This is a genomic window from Providencia huaxiensis, from assembly GCF_002843235.3.
GTDB lineage: Bacteria > Pseudomonadota > Gammaproteobacteria > Enterobacterales > Enterobacteriaceae > Providencia > Providencia huaxiensis.
Genome location: NZ_CP031123.2, coordinates 218,209 through 235,731, shown reverse-complemented (window position 1 = coordinate 235,731; position 17,523 = coordinate 218,209). Strand labels below are relative to the sequence as shown.

The following is a 17,523-nucleotide window of genomic DNA, read 5'->3' as shown; positions in this document are numbered from 1 at the left end:
TTCAGCAAACCAATGGCAATTAAGGTTTCATCAAGGGACACCCGCAAATTAACAATAAAGTGGAAATGAATCACCCACTTTATTGTTAGCACAACATTAATTGGCTGCGTTATTTCTTATCAAAATATCCTGCGCGAATGGATGCTCCAATTAAATTCACAACAAAACGCCCTGCAGTCACCCCAGTTAGCTTAGAGGGAATATCTTTTGCGGGTGTAATTTCAACGATATCCATACCAACAACGCGACCTTTTTTCACTAAACCGTGAATTAGGCTACGAGCTTGCAAATAAGTCACCCCACCAGGGGCCGGGCCATCAACTCCAGGCATGATACTCGGGTCAATACCATCCGCATCAATACTAATATAGTAGTTCGAATTATCTGGAATGCGGTCTAAAATGGCTTGCATGCCAACCTCGTGTAGTTCATAGGCCGGAATAACATGCGCACCATGGTCTTTAGCCGCTTGGTAATCCCCTGGGCGTCCGCTACCTTGTGCACGTAAACCAATTTGGAAAATTTCACCTATATGCTTCATTTCAGAAGCGCGACGGATCGGGCTTGAAAGGCCGGTATCCACCCCATTAACCTCTTCACGCCAATCTAAATGTGCATCAATATGCACAAGTGTAATCGGCCCTACTTCATCAAATCCCTGCAAAATAGGCGTTGTGATCCCATGGTCGCCCCCTAAAACAATAGGAAGTGCTTTAGCTCTTAATAACTGTCGAATTGCCTCGGCTGCACGCTGATGATGCTCCCCCAAAGGCTTTGATAAATCAGGAATAACATCACCACAGTCAACAAATTTAATATCTTTCCGGCCTTGTAGTAGTGGCCCATCAATATCAAAATCATAATGATCTGGATGCCTAACAATTCGGTCACTCATATCACGTAAATATTGTGGAGCACGAGATTGATCGTTGGTAAATGCATGAGCACTATAAGCTGAACTAAATGGCATCCCTAGTATGGCAATATCCGCTTCAATGTTGGTCAATTCAGTCACTAATTCTGAATATAAAAATGTTTTATGGCCAACATGTGGGGGTGTCGTTAATTTTTTCATACAAACTATTCCTTCTTAGATTTAGTTTTCTTTCTTTTGTTTTTTATTTCTTAGCCACCAAATGTGTTAGCTAAGAATACAAATAGAGGGACACCAACAATATCTGTTAATACCGTTCCAGCGATTGGTATAATAATGAATGCCTTTCGTGAGAATAAACCGTATTTATTACAAATAGCATCCATTACCACTAAGCCATTTGGTGTTGCACCTAAACCATGCCCAATAAAACCTGCTGACATAACAGCGGCATCATAGTTTTTACCTAATGCACGGTAAACAACAAATATAGCCACTAATATTGTTGTAATGACTTGTGATATTAATATGATAGTTAGAGGTAACGCTAACTCATATAATTCCCAAAGTTTTAGCTTCATCATTGCCATCACTAAAAACATTTCTAGTGATAGAGTGGAAAATAATACAACTGTATTGCGAGATATTTTAATCATCGGTTTTCTTTCATTAATTGAATGAAATATAACGCCGATAAACAAACTAAAAATATGCCCAGGAATAGTAAACCCTGTTACTGTGCTTATCCATTTTGCTGTCGGCATTCCGATAGCGAGTACGCTTAAAATAACTGCACCTGTAATAATACATTGTTGAGCTGTAATTTTATCCTCAGTATCGTTACTTTCCGCTAAATTTTCTAAATCAACATGGTCAGTTTCAATCTTTAATTTATTTCTTTGGATTAACCAGTTCCCAACAGGCCCACCTAGAATTGACCCTGCAATCAAACCAAAGGTCGAAGCCGCTAACCCAACATTCAGGGCTTGGTTGTGACCAAAGGACTCAATCAGCGGTGCTAAAGATGCCGCCATACCATGACCACCTTGCATCGAGGCTTGGCCTGCCATCATAGCAACTAGTGGCTCAATATCTAAAACATACGATAAACCAATACTGACGCCATTTTGCATAAATGCCAAGCCCCAGCAAATCACCATATAAATCAGTAATATTTTTCCACCACTCACTAATAATTTAACACCCGTCATTAAGCCTATTGTGACGAAAAATATATACATTGATAAATCATATAATGTGTTATCAAAATTAAGCTCTACAATATTAAATTGATAAGCTATCCACATTACAATAGAAAACATAAACCCGCCGATAACCGGACTAGGAATTGAATATTTCATAAAAAATGGGAATTTCTTTATAATTACATTGCTAGCGATTAACAACAAAGCCCCTAATGCTGTAAATGTAATCATATCTAATTTTATTGTTAACAATTCATCTGTGACCATAAATTAGAATCCTTTTGTATTTATATATATTTGGATTAATTATTATTTTGTGGCGCCACTTTGGTAATAATCTATTAACAACTACAACTTTAAGATATACGTATCCACTAGGAATAAAAGTGATATTTTTGATCCTATGGTTTCATAAAATGAAACCTTTTATATAAATAAAAACAATTTTAACATTTAAAATAAAACAGTATTAATTATGCTATTTGTATCGCAATAAAAAATAAGATAGATTAGCATTTAGTGATTGATTTCACGTAATAGGTATAAATATGCATAATAAAAAATTAACTGAAAAAGACTTAAAATCATTACGTGTTTTTACTTCCGTTGCAGAAGCTGGTGGCTTTACCATTGCAGAAAAAAAACTGAATATGTCAAAAGCGTCAATAAGCCGCCATATCCGTGAAATTGAAGAAAAACTCGGGGTCCAATTGTGTGAAAGGGGTCCTTCTGGCTTTAAGCTAACTGAGTCAGGCTTATTTGTTATCGAAAAAGCCAATACCGCTTTGAAAGCATTAGATAATATCAAAACTGAAGTTGATGAACGCCATGGGATTTTATCTGGAACATTAGTTATTGGTGTTATTGAACATATATTAACGGATCCACTCTGCCATCTATCAGCCACTATCGCTCAATTTACCCAAGAGGCACCTAATGTTAAATTAGAGCTAAGTATACTCAACCATAATCAATTAAATAAAGCGCTTAGTGATAGAACAATTCAAATCGGTATTCGCGGGCAATATCACGAAAATAGCCGTTTTAATTACCAATTCTTATTTATAGAAAACCATAAGCTTTATGTTTCTGCGAATACGGCCAACAACAAACATAATCTAGCATTGGTTTATCGGCCACACCCATTCACTGAAAGTATTTTAGCATCGGGTGAATTTAACCGAGGCCCCGAAGCCGCTGGCCTTGAGGCCGTAGCCACCTTTATCGCTTCAGGTCACTATGTGGGAATTTTACCGGAAAACTATGCCTCACATATTAATTTCCGCCATTCACTCATAGAAATGAGCGACTCCCCTGTCTTTCATAACCGCATATGTGCAATCACCGAGGCTAGTAAACCGCTAACACAAAGTGAAGCACTGTTTTTAAAACTACTTTCACAATTAAGTAAAGCACCAGTATCTACATGATCAAAAAATCCCCCAGCAAGTCACCTCACTGGGGGATTTTAAAAGTAAAAACTTAACGAATGTTAATTACAGTACATCAACACAGTTCAGTTCTTTAAATGCTTGCTCTAAACGAACAACCATTGACTCTTGTGCTTTACGCAGCCATACACGTGGGTCATAGTATTTTTTGTTAGGTTTATCCGCACCTTCTGGGTTACCTAACTGACCTTGCAGATAGCCTTCGTTCTTTTTGTAGTACTGTAAAATACCATCCCAAGTTGCCCACTGGGTATCAGTATCGATGTTCATTTTGATAACACCGTAGCTCACTGCTTCTTTGATTTCAGCAGCACTTGAGCCAGAACCACCGTGGAATACGAAGTCTAAGCTGTTGTGTGGCAGGTTATATTTTTCTGAAACGTAGTCTTGTGAATTACGCAGAATTTTTGGCGTTAGCTGGACGTTACCTGGTTTATAAACACCGTGAACGTTACCGAAAGAAGCCGCGATAGTGAAACGAGGGCTTACTGCATTCAGTTTTTCGTATGCGTATGCAACGTCTTCTGGTTGAGTGTACAGCTCAGAGCTGTCCATACCCGTGTTATCAACACCGTCTTCTTCGCCACCGGTACAGCCTAATTCGATTTCGAGTGTCATATCGATTTTAGCCATACGCGCTAAATATTTAGCACAGATTTCGATGTTTTCTTCCAGTGATTCTTCAGACAGGTCAATCATGTGAGAAGAGAACAGTGGTTTACCTGTTTTCGCGTAGTGCTTTTCACCCGCATCTAACAGACCGTCGATCCATGGCAGTAATTTCTTCGCACAGTGGTCGGTATGCAGAATAACAGGAACACCGTAGTGCTCAGCCATTTGGTGTACATGATGGGCACCAGAGATAGCACCTAAAATTGCCGCTTGTTGGCCTTCAGCTTTCAGGCCTTTACCTGCGATAAATGCAGCTCCGCCATTAGAAAACTGCACAATAACTGGCGCACGCACTTTAGCAGCCGTTTCAAGTACGGCGTTAATTGAATCCGTACCAACACAGTTCACTGCTGGCAATGCAAAGTTATTTTCTTTAGCAACTGCGAAAACTTTCTGTACATCATCACCAGTAAGAACACCCGGTTTAACAAAATCAAAAATTTTAGACATGTGAAAAGGTCCTGTGGTAAACAGGCAGCCTACGCTGCCTGTTGTGTATGAACAATTAATTACGCTTTAGCACGTTCTTCTAGCATCACAACGGCAGGGAGCTTTTTGCCTTCAACGAACTCAAGGAAAGCACCGCCACCAGTAGAGATATATGAAATTTTGTCAGCAATATCGAATAAATCGATAGCTGCTAGTGTGTCACCACCACCAGCAATAGAGAATGCGTCGCTGTCTGCGATTGCTTTTGCAACGATCTCAGTACCTTTACGGAAGTTAGGGAACTCAAACACGCCTACTGGGCCATTCCAAAGAATGGTTTTGGCATTTTTCAGGATCTCAGCCAAACGCTGTGCAGATTCGTCACCTAAATCCAGAATTTGTTCGTCGTCTTTAATTTCAGTACTTGCTTTCAGAGTTGCAGGTGCAGTTTCGGAGAACTCAGTTGCAACGCGAACATCAGTCGGTACTGGAATTTGGCAGTTTGCCAGTAATTTTTTCGCTTCAGGGATTAAGTCTGCTTCATATAATGAGCGACCAACATTGTTGCCTTCCGCTGCGATAAAGGTATTCGCAATACCGCCACCAACAATTAACTGGTCTGCAATTTTAGATAGAGAATCTAATACAGTCAGTTTAGTTGACACTTTAGAACCACCAACAATCGCAACCATTGGGCGAGCTGGGTTATCTAATGCTTTACCTAATGCTTCTAACTCACCACTCAGTAGTGGGCCAGCACAAGCCACTGGAGAGAATTTTGCCACACCATGTGTAGATGCCTGCGCACGGTGAGCCGTACCAAATGCGTCCATGACGTAAACATCACATAATGCCGCATATTGTTTTGACAGCGTTTCGTCGTCTTTTTTCTCGCCTTTATTAAAGCGAACGTTTTCTAGCACAACTAACTCGCCAGCGTTGATTTCAACACCATTCAAGTAGTCTTTCACTAAACGAACTGGGTAATCCATTTTGTCGGCCAGATAGTCAACAACAGGTTGCAGTGAAAACTCTTCGTTGTACTCGCCTTCGGTCGGACGACCAAGGTGAGAAGTGACCATGACTTTAGCGCCTTGTTTCAGAGCAGCTTCAATTGTTGGTAATGAAGCACGGATACGTGCATCAGAAGTAACTTTGCCATCTTTTACAGGAACGTTTAAGTCAGAACGGATGAATACGCGTTTACCCGCTAAGTCTAAATCGGTCATCTTAATTACAGACATGGTGAATCCTCTCGTTGATTCTCTATAAAGTTTCCATCAGCGGCTGTGCAAAGCAATAATGTTATCATGCCCTGCTGTCTGTCAGTCGCCAATTAGTTTAAACCTGTCGCTGCCATTGCTAATGTTGTATCTAGCATCCGGTTAGCAAACCCCCATTCGTTATCACACCAAACTAGGGTTTTAATTAAATGCTTACCACTAACTCGCGTTTGTGTACCATCAATAATAGCACTGTGTGGATCATGATTGAAATCCATCGAGACCAGCGGTAATTCTGTGTAGTCCACTATACCACGAAAATACCCTTGTGCAGCGCCTCGCAGTAGCTGATTGACTTTTTCAACACAGACATCGTCATGTACGGTAACACTCAAATCAATTGCTGTCACATTCGTCGTCGGTACACGAACAGAAATAGCTTCAAAATGGTCTTTAAATTTCGGAAAAATTCGCGTAATTCCTGCTGCTAACTTGGTATCAACAGGAATGATAGACTGACTCGCCGCGCGAGTTCTGCGTAAATCTTTATGATAGGCATCGATAACAGGCTGGTCATTCATTGACGCATGGATCGTCGTCACCGTTCCCGACTCAATCGAAAATGCCTCATCAAGTAATTTAATAATTGGAATAATACAATTGGTGGTACAAGAGGCATTGGAAACAATTTTGTCTTGAGCGGTTAAAGTCTCATGGTTAACCCCATAAACAATCGTCGCATCAAGGTCATCGGTTCCGGGATGAGAAAATAGCACTTTTTTAGCACCTGCGGCTAAATGTTGTAAACCGTCATCCCTTGAGCCATAAGCCCCACTGCAATCCAACACAACATCAATGCCTAACTCTTTCCAAGGTAATTCATGAATAGCCGGCTGATGAAACAAGCGAATATTGTCATCACCAACTTGCAAAAGTGTACCGTTAAGCCGCACATCCCAAGCAAAACGCCCATGACTGGAATCATACTTCAGCAAATGCGCAATACCTTCAGGTTCAGCCAGTTCATTAATCGCCACCACGACAATCTCTGCCCGACGGCCTGATTCATACAACGCTCTTAAAACACTTCGACCAATGCGGCCAAAGCCGTTTATTGCTACCCTGATTGCCATTCTACACCTTGTATCTGAGCAAAATCACACGGTTGCTAAGGATAACTGACTCACACCAACTCTACTGCTCATTTTAGCTGTCAAACATCAAAAGTGTGCTTCAACCGACATTTTTAAAAAATATTTTCATTCAGTAGCATACAACTGAAACGGTTCAGCTTATCTAAGGTTAGAGTAAGGGATATATTTACAGAACGCAATAGAAAATCGTTAATCGGTGCACAAAATAAATATCCTCCGGCATAGCCGGAGGTTTTTAATATGCGCCTATAAGGCTTTGTTACCAGCCGCGCCCTAACAGGCGCATAACGGCTCTGACATTTGCATCTATGGATTACTTACGGCCCGTAAACGGGCTGCCCGGATAGGGGAGCGACAATTGCTCTCCCAATTTATCCTGTTCTAACTGATGTTTTATATATTCTTGTATTCGTTTCGTATTCTTTCCTACCGTATCAACATAGTACCCTCTGCACCAAAACTCTCTATTTCGATATTTAAACTTTAAATCCCCAAATTGCTCATAAAGCATTAGACTGCTTTTTCCTTTTAAATACCCCATAAAGCTCGAAACACTCATCTTGGGTGGGATTTCTAGAAGCATGTGTATGTGGTCAACACAACATTCTGCCTCCACTATCCTGACATTTTTCCACTCACACAATTTCCTTAAAATACTACCTATCGCCCTACGTTTTTCACCGTAGAAAACTTGCCTTCTATACTTTGGGGCAAAAACAATGTGATATTTACAATTCCATCGTGTATGCGCTAAGCTCTTTTCGTCCCCCATTGGGACCCCCTTTTGATTTTTTGTTTGACTCTTGCAGTTGCCAGACCGCAAGGTGTTTTAACAAATCAAAAGGGGTTTTAATATCTTATTCAAAGCTGAAAGCTTTACGGAACCCCCAGCCTAGCTGGGGGTTTTCTATACACAAAAAAACAACGCCTAACTTATCATTAGGCGTTGTTCAGCAAAACATGATTACGAGGGGCATCCGCACATGGATACCCCAAAATGCAATCACTTATTTCAGAAGAGATTTCGCAGCTTCAACTGCTTTTTCTGCAGTGATGCCGAACTCTTTATACAGTTCTTCCGCTGGTGCAGATTCACCAAAGGTATGCATACCGATGATGGCACCGTTTAAGCCAGTGTACTTGAACCAGTAATCTGCAATACCTGCTTCGATAGCAACACGCGCTGTCACATTGGCAGGTAATACTGCTTCACGGTATGCCGCATCTTGTTTATCGAATGCATCAGTAGAAGGCATTGATACAACGCGAACTTTACGGCCTTCCGCTGTCAGTTGGTCAGCTGCTTTAACTGCCAGCTCCACTTCAGAACCTGTCGCAATAAAGATTAATTCAGGCGTACCTGCACAATCTTTCAGGACATAAGCCCCTTTCTCGATATTGGCTAATTGCTCAGCAGTACGAGGTTGTTGCTCTAAATTCTGACGAGAGAAGATTAAAGCGCTTGGGCCATCTTTACGTTCAATAGCATATTTCCATGCCACCGCAGATTCAACTTGGTCACAAGGGCGCCATGTGCTGAGATTTGGTGTCACACGCAGGCTCGCCAGTTGCTCAACTGGTTGGTGAGTCGGGCCATCTTCACCCAGACCAATAGAATCGTGGGTATAAACAAAGATGCTACGCACTTTCATCAGTGCAGCCATACGAACCGCATTACGTGCGTACTCAACGAACATCAGGAATGTCGCGCCGTAAGGAATGAAACCACCATGTAACGCGATACCGTTCATGATAGCTGACATACCAAATTCGCGAACACCGTAGTGAATGTAGTTACCCGCTGGGTCAACATTCAGTGCTTTGGAGCCTGACCACATAGTTAAGTTACTTGGCGCCAAGTCTGCAGAACCGCCCATAAATTCAGGTAAAACTTTACCGAACGCTTCTAATGCATTTTGTGATGCTTTACGGCTGGCAATATTCGCTGGGTTTTGCTGCAAGTTTTCAACGAATTGTTTCGCATCTGCGTCAAAACTAGCCGGTAATTCACCATTCATACGACGAGTGAACTCCGCAGCTAATTCAGGGAATTGTGCTGCATAAGCGGCGAATTTTTTATCCCATGCGCTTTCTTTTTCTTTACCTGCGGTGCGAGCATCCCAAGCTTCGTAGATATCTTTAGGGATTTCAAATGGACCGTAGTTCCAACCTAGAGCTTCACGAGTTGCTGCAATTTCAGCATCACCTAAAGGTGCACCATGAACAGATTCAGAACCGGCTTTATTTGGTGAACCAAAACCAATGATCGTTTTACACATAATCAGTGTTGGTTTATCAGCTTGTTTCTTCGCTTCATTGATTGCTGCGTTGATCTGTGATGCATCATGGCCGTCGATATCACGAATAACATGCCAGCCATAAGACTCAAAGCGTGCTGCTGTGTCGTCAGTAAACCAACCTTCAACTTCACCATCAATAGAAATGCCGTTGTCATCATAGAATGCGATCAGTTTATTTAATTTCAGTGTACCCGCTAAAGAACACGCTTCATGCGAGATACCTTCCATCATACAACCATCACCCATGAACACATAAGTGTGGTGGTCTACAACATCATGACCAGGACGGTTGAATTGCGCTGCTAATGTGCGTTCTGCAACCGCAAAGCCCACTGCGTTTGCAATACCTTGACCTAAAGGACCGGTTGTTGTTTCAACGCCTGGAGTATAACCATATTCTGGGTGGCCTGGTGTTTTAGAGTGTAGTTGGCGGAAGTTTTTTAACTCTTCGATAGGTAAGTCATAACCTGCAAGATGCAGCAAGCTATAGATCAACATAGAACCATGGCCATTTGATAGAACAAAACGGTCACGATCTGCCCAGTGTGGGTTTGCTGGGTTATGATTCATATGGTCACGCCACAGTACTTCAGCAATATCAGCCATGCCCATTGGCGCGCCAGGATGCCCTGATTTTGCTTTTTGAACCGCATCCATACTTAGAAAGCGGATAGCATTAGCAAGGGTTTTACGAGTCGTCATCAGTATACTCCAGGTAGGATAAAAACGTACTTAAACCAATTTTTTCAACGCAATACAGATAGTGCTGCCTTAATTTCGCTGCAACATGAAAATGTCAATTTACCGATGTATCGCCATATGTTCCCTTCCCTAAGGAAACACAACACATCGCCAACAAACTGAGCATTTCACGAATAGAGCGATTGAAAGTAACCCAATTCTACCTATACCGCAATATTTGCTATGTTCATGGCAGCAGATCGCAAATAAATTGAACTGCCGCAAAGCTGAATCCATTCTATTGCGCAAAATATCCCTTAAGGCTTACATTTTTGCGCAAGTGACTAACCTTATTAAACCTGAGTTCGGTGTCTGGGATCAAGATGATTTATGTATCTAGCACATTTAGCTGCCACATTAGTGATAATTGGCAAAGTTTTAGGCAAAAAAACTCAATATACCCGAGTATTTTTGTTTATGCTGAAATACCCACCACTTCTAATGATCAGAAATAGATAGTGCGTGCACTTCTAACAACCAACGTTTTTACAACAGAAATTCCTATACAGTTCACAGTTCTTATATGTATAGTTTTGAATGAAAGTGACTTTCAAAAGACAACAGTGCAATCTTAATTAGCGGTTAGGTGGATCCGTATATCTAACTTATTAAGTAATAATTAGTGAATCCCTAACTGAAGAATTGCTTTTAGAACAAACGTGTATAGTATTAGGCACTGCAAAACCTATATGCATTTAGTGACCTAATTACAAAGAGAAAGCCTTACCCATTATTATTTCTATAGCACGCTGCATCCACAGATAAAGACATCATAATCGATATTGCTGAAATTAAAATAAGGGACACTAGAGAGCGTAGTAACCTATCGCAGATTCTATTTTCACTGGTAAAAACCTGATGAGGTTATAGAAAATAAATTGGCCTGTAAGGCGAAATCTTAGGCCTAAACCCCATGTATCACAATAGGGTCAAGATATGAAAAAGTTGATACTATAGTATCAATCTACTAAACATTGATGTTATATCATATATCTAGTTAACGAAGCGGAATTTTAACATCATACACATTAAACTAGTTAGTTGAGTTATTAATAAATAATAGGGCTAAAAACACATCAAAAATTATAATTTTACTAATATAATTAGTATCCCGCCTTTATTCTAAATTATCCCCCCTTTTAATTGTAATAAATTGTAACTTTCAATGTGGATTCTTTATGCTTCTTAATTAAATATACATTTGTTAACAATTATAATAATTTTACACTTATTTAGTGTATTTTTTTATTAAATCCCCTTATTTCAACACTATTAAGTGTATTTTTAACCAATTAAACTGGTGGGAGTGTATTTTTCAATTAGATAATGCCAAAAAAAACAATATCAATAGGAAAAACCTATTAATAATAACTTTTTAATAGAAATCCAGCCATTTACTCTTTTTTTAATGTATTTATTATAACACTCAATTAAGCAAGCGAGTGAGTTAACGAATATCATATAAATAGATCTATTAATATTAGAGGCTGAAAAAATGAAAGCTAATATAATTAGTAGTCATGTAGGAAATTATTTACGAAAATCACGCAAAGAAAAAAACATGACAGGAAAACAGTTGGCAGAATTAATTAACATTAGCCAACAACAGGTATCTCGCTATGAAACTGGTAGCAGTTCATTATCGCTAGACCAATTAAATGAAATCTTAACCGTTTTAGATAAAAGATGGATTGAAATGATTTACTATATTGATTGTTTCTCTGAAGAAAATAAAAGAAACGATATAATTTTAAGTAAAAAAACAATCCAAATATTAATAAACAGCATGAAAGATATTTAAATATTTCATTTTAAATTCAATAAAACCATATCAATATGTAAAAATTAAATAACTAATTTTACTATTGTTTTCTATCAATATAAAAAGAGAGATTAGTATGTTAAATAAAAAAATGGCTTCTGTATTGTTATCAACAATTATCGCAGCTTCTTTTGCTACAGCTGCAAATGCAGATACACGCACCGCTCAAGCAACAGCAACATGGCAAGCGACTGCAATTAAAGACACGACAAGTATGTTAGTTGTGACTCCATTAAGAAGTTTAACTTTTAATTATGCCGAAGGCCAAAAAAGCTTTAACCAACAAAATGGAGCATTTGATATCGCTATTCAAGGCCAAGCTGGTGCAACAGATTTTAAATTAGCATCAAAAATTATTGCTAATACATTAGCAAGAACAACTGACGATTCTAAATTAACTGTTGGGGTTAAATGGAATGGCGAAGATCTGACTAAAAATAATGATTTAGTATTAATTGATACATCAACCGGTTTAACTTCTGGTTTAGACAATTTAGCGGCTGATGGTATCTATAATGGCTCTGAGCGTGCAGCAGATCGCGGTGAATTCACCTTTGTTATTGCTGGCGCTGAAGCTGATGGTGCAGCGACTGACTTTAAAGCACTGACTGATGGTACATGGGATGGTGATGTGAAAGTTCAATTTACTGCAACTTGGGACGGTGATTTCACACCAGCTCCTTAATTCAATATCTCCTTATTAGATAATTAAATATTACGATAAAGATACTATAGGGAAATAATATCTTTATCGTCATTCATTTTTGAAATTTACGATTATGAAAAAGATAACATTAGCATTAATTTTATTATCATGCTTACCATTAAAAAACAGTTTTGCTGTCAACGTGGGAAACATTACTGAAATAATATCATCGAATGAAGACACCTTCTCTAAAGAAATTGAAAATACAGTAGATACCGCAAGATTGGTAAATTTAACGATAGAAAAAATAGATTCACCACTTGATACTGGAAAAGTAATTCCAGTTAATGACCCTAATGAAATATTATCAACGCCCGCCAACTTAATTCTCCCAGGGAATGCAAAAGATATATTTAAGATAATTTATCAAGGCCCAAAAGATAATAAAGAACGTTACTATAGATTAAATTGGAAAGATGATCCTATTGGCGAGAGTGGTGTTACACAAAGTGCAAAATCGGCATCAGCAACAACATCAGCAACAATTAGTACAATTCTCGTAGTCGCACCAAGAATTGAAAAATTTAATTATAAATACACTAGTTCTCAAGTTTCGAATACTGGAAACAGCACCTTCCGTGTAGTGGCTTCAGGCCCTTGTTTAGCAGAAAAACAAAAACACGGAGTGGATGGTATTTGCCGCGAGCGTTATTACCTCATGCCAAATTTAGCCGTCAAATTACAATTTGTCGATGTCACAAATAAAAAATCAAGCGTAGGTATTTGGCACAAAGGAGAGTTCATTGTTGTCAAATAATTAAGAATGGACTTAAATTATGCGTAAAAGTGCTATTGCTTTATCAATATTAAGTATTATTTTTTCGAATACGATTAATGCCAATGAAATGAAAAGCGTTAAGATCGGTGGATATATTATTCCTCCTGCATTTGTTAGTGCATTGGAAGAAGGAATGTCTGTACCTGTTTTTTTACGACTAAATGATGATACGGTAACCAATCAGAGCGAAAGCAAAATTGCAGATGCAGTTATTGTAGTCGATCATGGTAATATTAAATTATCAAGTATTCATCTCATTGAAAATGAGCACGGTGCGAAACTAAATAATTTACTAATCGATAAACTTGAAGAAAAAAAGGATGCCATTTTTAATGAAAATAATGGCATTGTTATTGATAATAATGCAACCCTTCAATTAAATATTTCTTCATTTAATTTATCATTAGATGTTGATAAAGCTGCTTTTTCGCCAAAAGAACATGCGCGGCAATCTGTACTAGGAAATTCTTCAGTTAATTCATTTTCAGCAGTAGCTAACTATGATTTAGGGGTATTTCAGAGCCGTGTTAAAGATTCAAAAGATACATCCAGTAGCTATTTCAATTTAGATACATTATTCGCAGCTGCGGAACATCACTTTAATGTAAATGCATCAGCATATAGCATTGGAAAATCTAATTCTAATGTTGAATTGTATCGTGCAATGTATGAGCGTGACTTCAACGGATTCCGTTTTGCTCTTGGGCTAATGAGTACGTGGAATTTGCAATCTATTGCCAGCTTAACTGCCCTTAGCAGCAGTAAAATTTATGCGGCATCAATAGGGAACAACTCCTCAAGTATGGTGACAAATAAGCAGCAATCACTCACGCCGATTTATGCTTTTTTAAATAGTCCTGGTGAAGTACGTATTTATCGACAAGGTAAATTATTAAATATTCAAAATTTTCCCATGGGTAATTTTGAAATTGATACAAGTATACTGCCCTATGGCATTTACGACGTCACTATTGAGACGGTTATCGATGGCAAAATTGTCACAACACAGCACCAAACAATTAATAAATCCTTCGGTGCGATAACAGGCGGTTTTGATAAACTCAATTGGGAAGTTTATGGTGGTTATATTGACTTTGATAAGCGTCATTATGTAAGAGATGAAGGCTCAACGAGTCAAACTCCTGGTAAAAGCCATTTAATCGGAGCCTCTTTCGCTTATAACTTCCCAGTGTTGTCTGGCGTGCGTTTTCAAATGTCAAATTATGGATTTGATAAATTTGTTGTACAAGAAACAAGTATCAATGCGGCTTTAAATAACTATATCTCAGTTAACTGGCAAGGGATGCTAGAAAACCATGGTAGTTATCGGAACATTGCGACTCTTTCGGTCAATATACCTGAAGGTTACGGTTCTTTGTGGGCATCTAAAGAAAAAACTGTAGTGAGCGGTGACTTACCACTTTATGATGCTGACAGTTATTCTTATGGCGGGACCATTAATTTTGACAAAATAGTTGATAGAACAGGGTCACTGACTATTAGTAATACTAAAGATCGTCGTATTGGCAGTGATTCAATTAACTATGAATATGCGAATACATTATTCTCTGGCCGTTATGGAACGGTGGGGTTAAGGGCGGGTATACAGCGTTATCATTATGATAATCAAAATAGCACCAACGAGAAATATATTAACCTCGATTTTTCCTTACCTTTATCAACATGGTTGAGCACGGGTGTTTCCTCAACAAATGGTAATGTGAAAGCAAATATTTATGCGAATAAGAATTTTGAAAATTCAGTGATTACCAATGCAGGAGTTTCTGTCTCCAAATTAGTCCGAGATAAAGATAATGGTGAATCCAATTTTTCAACATTAGGCTATGCTTCTTATGATACTAAATATAACTCAGGTACCGTGACTATTAATCGCCCTGATAATAACAGGCTTAATGGTAATTTAACCTCTCGTGGCTCTGTGGCATATAGCAACGGCATGATCATGCCAAGTGGGCAACAAGGCAAATCGGGCGTCATTATCAATTCCGATATAAAAGGTAGCGGCAGCATGGTCGCAAAAGTAAATGGGCAGAATTACCCAATTAGCGGAAAGAATACCTTTATTCCATTATCCCCTTATTCGGATTATAACATTCAATTAATGAATGACGGAAAATCAAAAGACAGTTTTGATATTGTTTCAGGGCGAAATAAATCCGTCACATTATACCCAGGGAACATTGCTCTTTATCAACCTGAGGTAAGACAATTAGTCACGGTATTTGGTCGTCTGAAATCACCAAATGGTGAATATATAAAATATGCCTCAATTCGAAATCATATTGGTCGCACAAAAACGGACCAAAATGGTGAGTTTTCCATGGACGTTGACGTCCGATATCCAGTGATATCTTTATTACAAGATGATCAGCAAACAATTTGCGAAGCAGATTTAAACCTTCAAGGTGCACGTGGTGCATTGTGGGTCGGTGAGGTGACATGTCAACCTCAAGAAGCATTGGCTAAACGTTAATTATCACTTTAAGGCTAATTTAATATGCGATTATTATCGATAACAGCATTTTTTATTTCATTTTCGGTTCTGATACCGAATTCGTTTTCTGCAACAGCGCCATTACAAGAGTATGTCATTGTTGAAAACCAAGTTGATAACGAATTCTTTATTGTTGCCAATAGAGTTGACCCACGCTTCTCGGGCTCAAATGTATTCACAAAATACCAGCGCAATAGACAATATAGTTTAGGCTATATGGGATATACAGGAACACCTTTTAGCTCAACTTATAATACAGGTGATATCTGGTTAGAAAATTCTCCCGTAAGCCAACCTTTTATCGGGAATCGTTGCATGACAAATAACCGAAATTGCCCGGCAACGTCTTATTGGTCAGCTCAGCAATTACGAGATAATGGTGCATATAAAATCCAACAAACAGGAACACCGGGTGAGTCTGGATATTCAAGACCAATATTTTCTGAATCTTTTTATCGCTGGTTAGCCGAAATCCCACCGGGAACAGAGTACACTTTTGATTTAAGAACCTGCACAAGCCGCGACGATTATGATTTAAGTAACTCGACCTGTATGACGAGTGGAGGAAGAACAACAACACAACAACATTACATTCCAACCAATAAAAAAGGCAATATTATTCTAAAAGGAACGGGCGCCTTACAAGAAGTCTTTGTGGATAGCAATGGCAATCCAACTATTGGGCTCGGTTCTAATTTTTGCTCGACAGGGATTGTTGGAAATACTTCTGGAATTATTTGTAAGTTGGTTGAATTAGAAACCCAAGGACAATCTATCGGCGGTACATTTACAGTACGTATGTATATTGATAGTGCAAAGTTAGGTTTAGCTAGAGATCCCCGTGCTGCACTTATTCAATATAAAGGGAGTAACAGCACACGCTGGACAAATTGGTCATCAACAACAAACATGTCAGAGATCTTTAATAATGGTTCACAAAATATTGAAGTTTTTCTCTCAAATGAATATTTAAAATCAATTGTTGACGCTTCACCTAATTCAACAGTCACACTTGCTGATAGTGTATATACTTTTGGTTTTCAATCACCACTTCCTCAATCTGGATTTTACGAATTTACACCTTCAAATTTCTTAATAATTAAGCCGAGAGATTATGGAATTAGTATTATTCCTGCAGATTTTAACCCAAACCAATCCAAAACAGGAAAAGTCGGCAATGATGAGCCACCGATAGAATTTAATTATATCGTCACGACTAGCGGGCCAAGGCAAGCGGACTCTATTACAGCAAAAGTTGAAGGACCAAACACAACATTAAAAGGACAGTCATACTGTTTATTTACCTCAAGCGATAATAAACTTAATGTTCCTTTTTCCGCTTATCTTTCATTTAAAAATGAAAATGGCACTAAAGAATCACACCGAGCAAGTTGTGATAATAATGAAATTTCATTAAAAAATGCATTATGGTCTGAAACACCATGGGATAGGCCTAATGAGGATTTAGGGTCTTTTTATCGAACTAACTTAGATTTATCATTTCCAATGAATGACTCTGAATCATTTTTTACATTGGATGGTATTGATTGGCTAGGCACCGTTTCTGCAAGTGGCACAATAACTGTCAAAGCTATTTGGACAGGGCCCGATATTCAATAATATCTAATGGCTACTTTTAGGGCGACTTGTAAA

At 38.6% G+C, this 17,523-nt stretch carries 13 protein-coding genes; 6 read left to right on the top strand and 7 right to left on the bottom strand.

The genetic code is table 11. From position 1 onward, the window contains the following. Positions 1-109 precede the first annotated feature (109 nt). Both CYG50_RS02510 and CYG50_RS02505 read right to left on the bottom strand, forming a co-directional pair. On the bottom strand, positions 110-1,075 hold the full coding sequence (locus tag CYG50_RS02510; RefSeq protein ID WP_102139526.1) for an agmatinase: 966 nt from the start codon (positions 1,073-1,075) through the stop codon (positions 110-112). 50 nt (positions 1,076-1,125) lie between these two features. Beyond that, complete coding sequence (locus CYG50_RS02505) at positions 1,126-2,310, bottom strand: sodium/glutamate symporter (protein ID WP_238706851.1); 1,185 nt, start codon at positions 2,308-2,310, stop codon at positions 1,126-1,128. Positions 2,311-2,627: 317 nt separating this feature from the next. On the opposite strand from CYG50_RS02505, the gene CYG50_RS02500 reads away from it, so the two are divergent. Then, on the top strand, positions 2,628-3,509 hold the full coding sequence (locus CYG50_RS02500) for a LysR family transcriptional regulator (protein WP_102139528.1): 882 nt from the start codon (positions 2,628-2,630) through the stop codon (positions 3,507-3,509). Positions 3,510-3,575: 66 nt separating this feature from the next. Here the strand turns inward: CYG50_RS02500 and fbaA are convergent, their stop codons facing one another. From fbaA to tkt, 5 genes are all read right to left on the bottom strand, one after another. Then, positions 3,576-4,652 carry a class II fructose-bisphosphate aldolase gene (fbaA, locus tag CYG50_RS02495; protein ID WP_102139529.1) on the bottom strand — a complete coding sequence of 359 codons (1,077 nt, stop codon included), beginning with the start codon at positions 4,650-4,652 and terminating at the stop codon, positions 3,576-3,578. Between the two features lie 59 nt (positions 4,653-4,711). After that, on the bottom strand, positions 4,712-5,875 hold the full coding sequence (gene pgk / locus CYG50_RS02490; protein WP_102139530.1) for a phosphoglycerate kinase: 1,164 nt from the start codon (positions 5,873-5,875) through the stop codon (positions 4,712-4,714). 92 nt (positions 5,876-5,967) lie between these two features. Further along, positions 5,968-6,987, bottom strand: a complete 1,020-nt coding sequence (gene epd, locus CYG50_RS02485; protein ID WP_102139531.1) for an erythrose-4-phosphate dehydrogenase — start codon at positions 6,985-6,987, stop codon at positions 5,968-5,970. Between the two features lie 334 nt (positions 6,988-7,321). Next, a complete protein-coding gene (gene tnpA, locus CYG50_RS02480; RefSeq protein ID WP_114365413.1) occupies positions 7,322-7,780 on the bottom strand; it encodes an IS200/IS605 family transposase in 459 nt (152 codons plus the stop codon). A gap of 235 nt (positions 7,781-8,015) precedes the next feature. After that, complete coding sequence (gene tkt / locus CYG50_RS02475) at positions 8,016-10,010, bottom strand: transketolase (protein ID WP_102139065.1); 1,995 nt, start codon at positions 10,008-10,010, stop codon at positions 8,016-8,018. A 1,534-nt stretch (positions 10,011-11,544) separates the two neighbouring features. Between tkt and CYG50_RS02470 the strand changes: the two genes are divergently transcribed. The 5 genes from CYG50_RS02470 to CYG50_RS02450 all read left to right on the top strand — a co-directional run bounded on the left by CYG50_RS02470 (position 11,545) and on the right by CYG50_RS02450 (position 17,490). Beyond that, on the top strand, positions 11,545-11,850 hold the full coding sequence (locus CYG50_RS02470) for a helix-turn-helix domain-containing protein (protein WP_102139064.1): 306 nt from the start codon (positions 11,545-11,547) through the stop codon (positions 11,848-11,850). Positions 11,851-11,947: 97 nt separating this feature from the next. Further along, the gene (ecpA, locus tag CYG50_RS02465; protein WP_004905392.1) at positions 11,948-12,556 is read left to right on the top strand and encodes a common pilus major fimbrillin subunit EcpA; all 609 of its coding nucleotides are present in this window, start codon (positions 11,948-11,950) and stop codon (positions 12,554-12,556) included. Between the two features lie 94 nt (positions 12,557-12,650). Beyond that, positions 12,651-13,334 (top strand): EcpB family pilus assembly chaperone, encoded by a 684-nt coding sequence (locus tag CYG50_RS02460; RefSeq protein WP_102139063.1) that lies wholly within the window; start codon positions 12,651-12,653, stop codon positions 13,332-13,334. Between the two features lie 19 nt (positions 13,335-13,353). Continuing rightward, the gene (locus CYG50_RS02455; protein WP_102139062.1) at positions 13,354-15,849 is read left to right on the top strand and encodes a CS1-pili formation C-terminal domain-containing protein; all 2,496 of its coding nucleotides are present in this window, start codon (positions 13,354-13,356) and stop codon (positions 15,847-15,849) included. 24 nt (positions 15,850-15,873) lie between these two features. After that, positions 15,874-17,490, top strand: coding sequence for a fimbrial adhesin EcpD family protein (locus CYG50_RS02450; protein WP_102139061.1), 1,617 nt, complete (start codon positions 15,874-15,876; stop codon positions 17,488-17,490). Positions 17,491-17,523 lie beyond the last annotated feature (33 nt).

Bases quoted from the DNA above. Each gene is read 5' to 3' on its own strand.
- CYG50_RS02510 (WP_102139526.1), bottom strand. From the start codon at position 1,075: ATGAAAAAATTAACGACACCCCCACATGTTGGCCATAAAACATTTTTA.
- CYG50_RS02505 (WP_238706851.1), bottom strand. From the start codon at position 2,310: ATGATTACATTTACAGCATTAGGGGCTTTGTTGTTAATCGCTAGCAAT.
- CYG50_RS02500 (WP_102139528.1), top strand. From the start codon at position 2,628: ATGCATAATAAAAAATTAACTGAAAAAGACTTAAAATCATTACGTGTT.
- fbaA (WP_102139529.1), bottom strand. From the start codon at position 4,652: ATGTCTAAAATTTTTGATTTTGTTAAACCGGGTGTTCTTACTGGTGAT.
- pgk (WP_102139530.1), bottom strand. From the start codon at position 5,875: ATGTCTGTAATTAAGATGACCGATTTAGACTTAGCGGGTAAACGCGTA.
- epd (WP_102139531.1), bottom strand. From the start codon at position 6,987: ATGGCAATCAGGGTAGCAATAAACGGCTTTGGCCGCATTGGTCGAAGT.
- tnpA (WP_114365413.1), bottom strand. From the start codon at position 7,780: ATGGGGGACGAAAAGAGCTTAGCGCATACACGATGGAATTGTAAATAT.
- tkt (WP_102139065.1), bottom strand. From the start codon at position 10,010: ATGACGACTCGTAAAACCCTTGCTAATGCTATCCGCTTTCTAAGTATG.
- CYG50_RS02470 (WP_102139064.1), top strand. From the start codon at position 11,545: ATGAAAGCTAATATAATTAGTAGTCATGTAGGAAATTATTTACGAAAA.
- ecpA (WP_004905392.1), top strand. From the start codon at position 11,948: ATGTTAAATAAAAAAATGGCTTCTGTATTGTTATCAACAATTATCGCA.
- CYG50_RS02460 (WP_102139063.1), top strand. From the start codon at position 12,651: ATGAAAAAGATAACATTAGCATTAATTTTATTATCATGCTTACCATTA.
- CYG50_RS02455 (WP_102139062.1), top strand. From the start codon at position 13,354: ATGCGTAAAAGTGCTATTGCTTTATCAATATTAAGTATTATTTTTTCG.
- CYG50_RS02450 (WP_102139061.1), top strand. From the start codon at position 15,874: ATGCGATTATTATCGATAACAGCATTTTTTATTTCATTTTCGGTTCTG.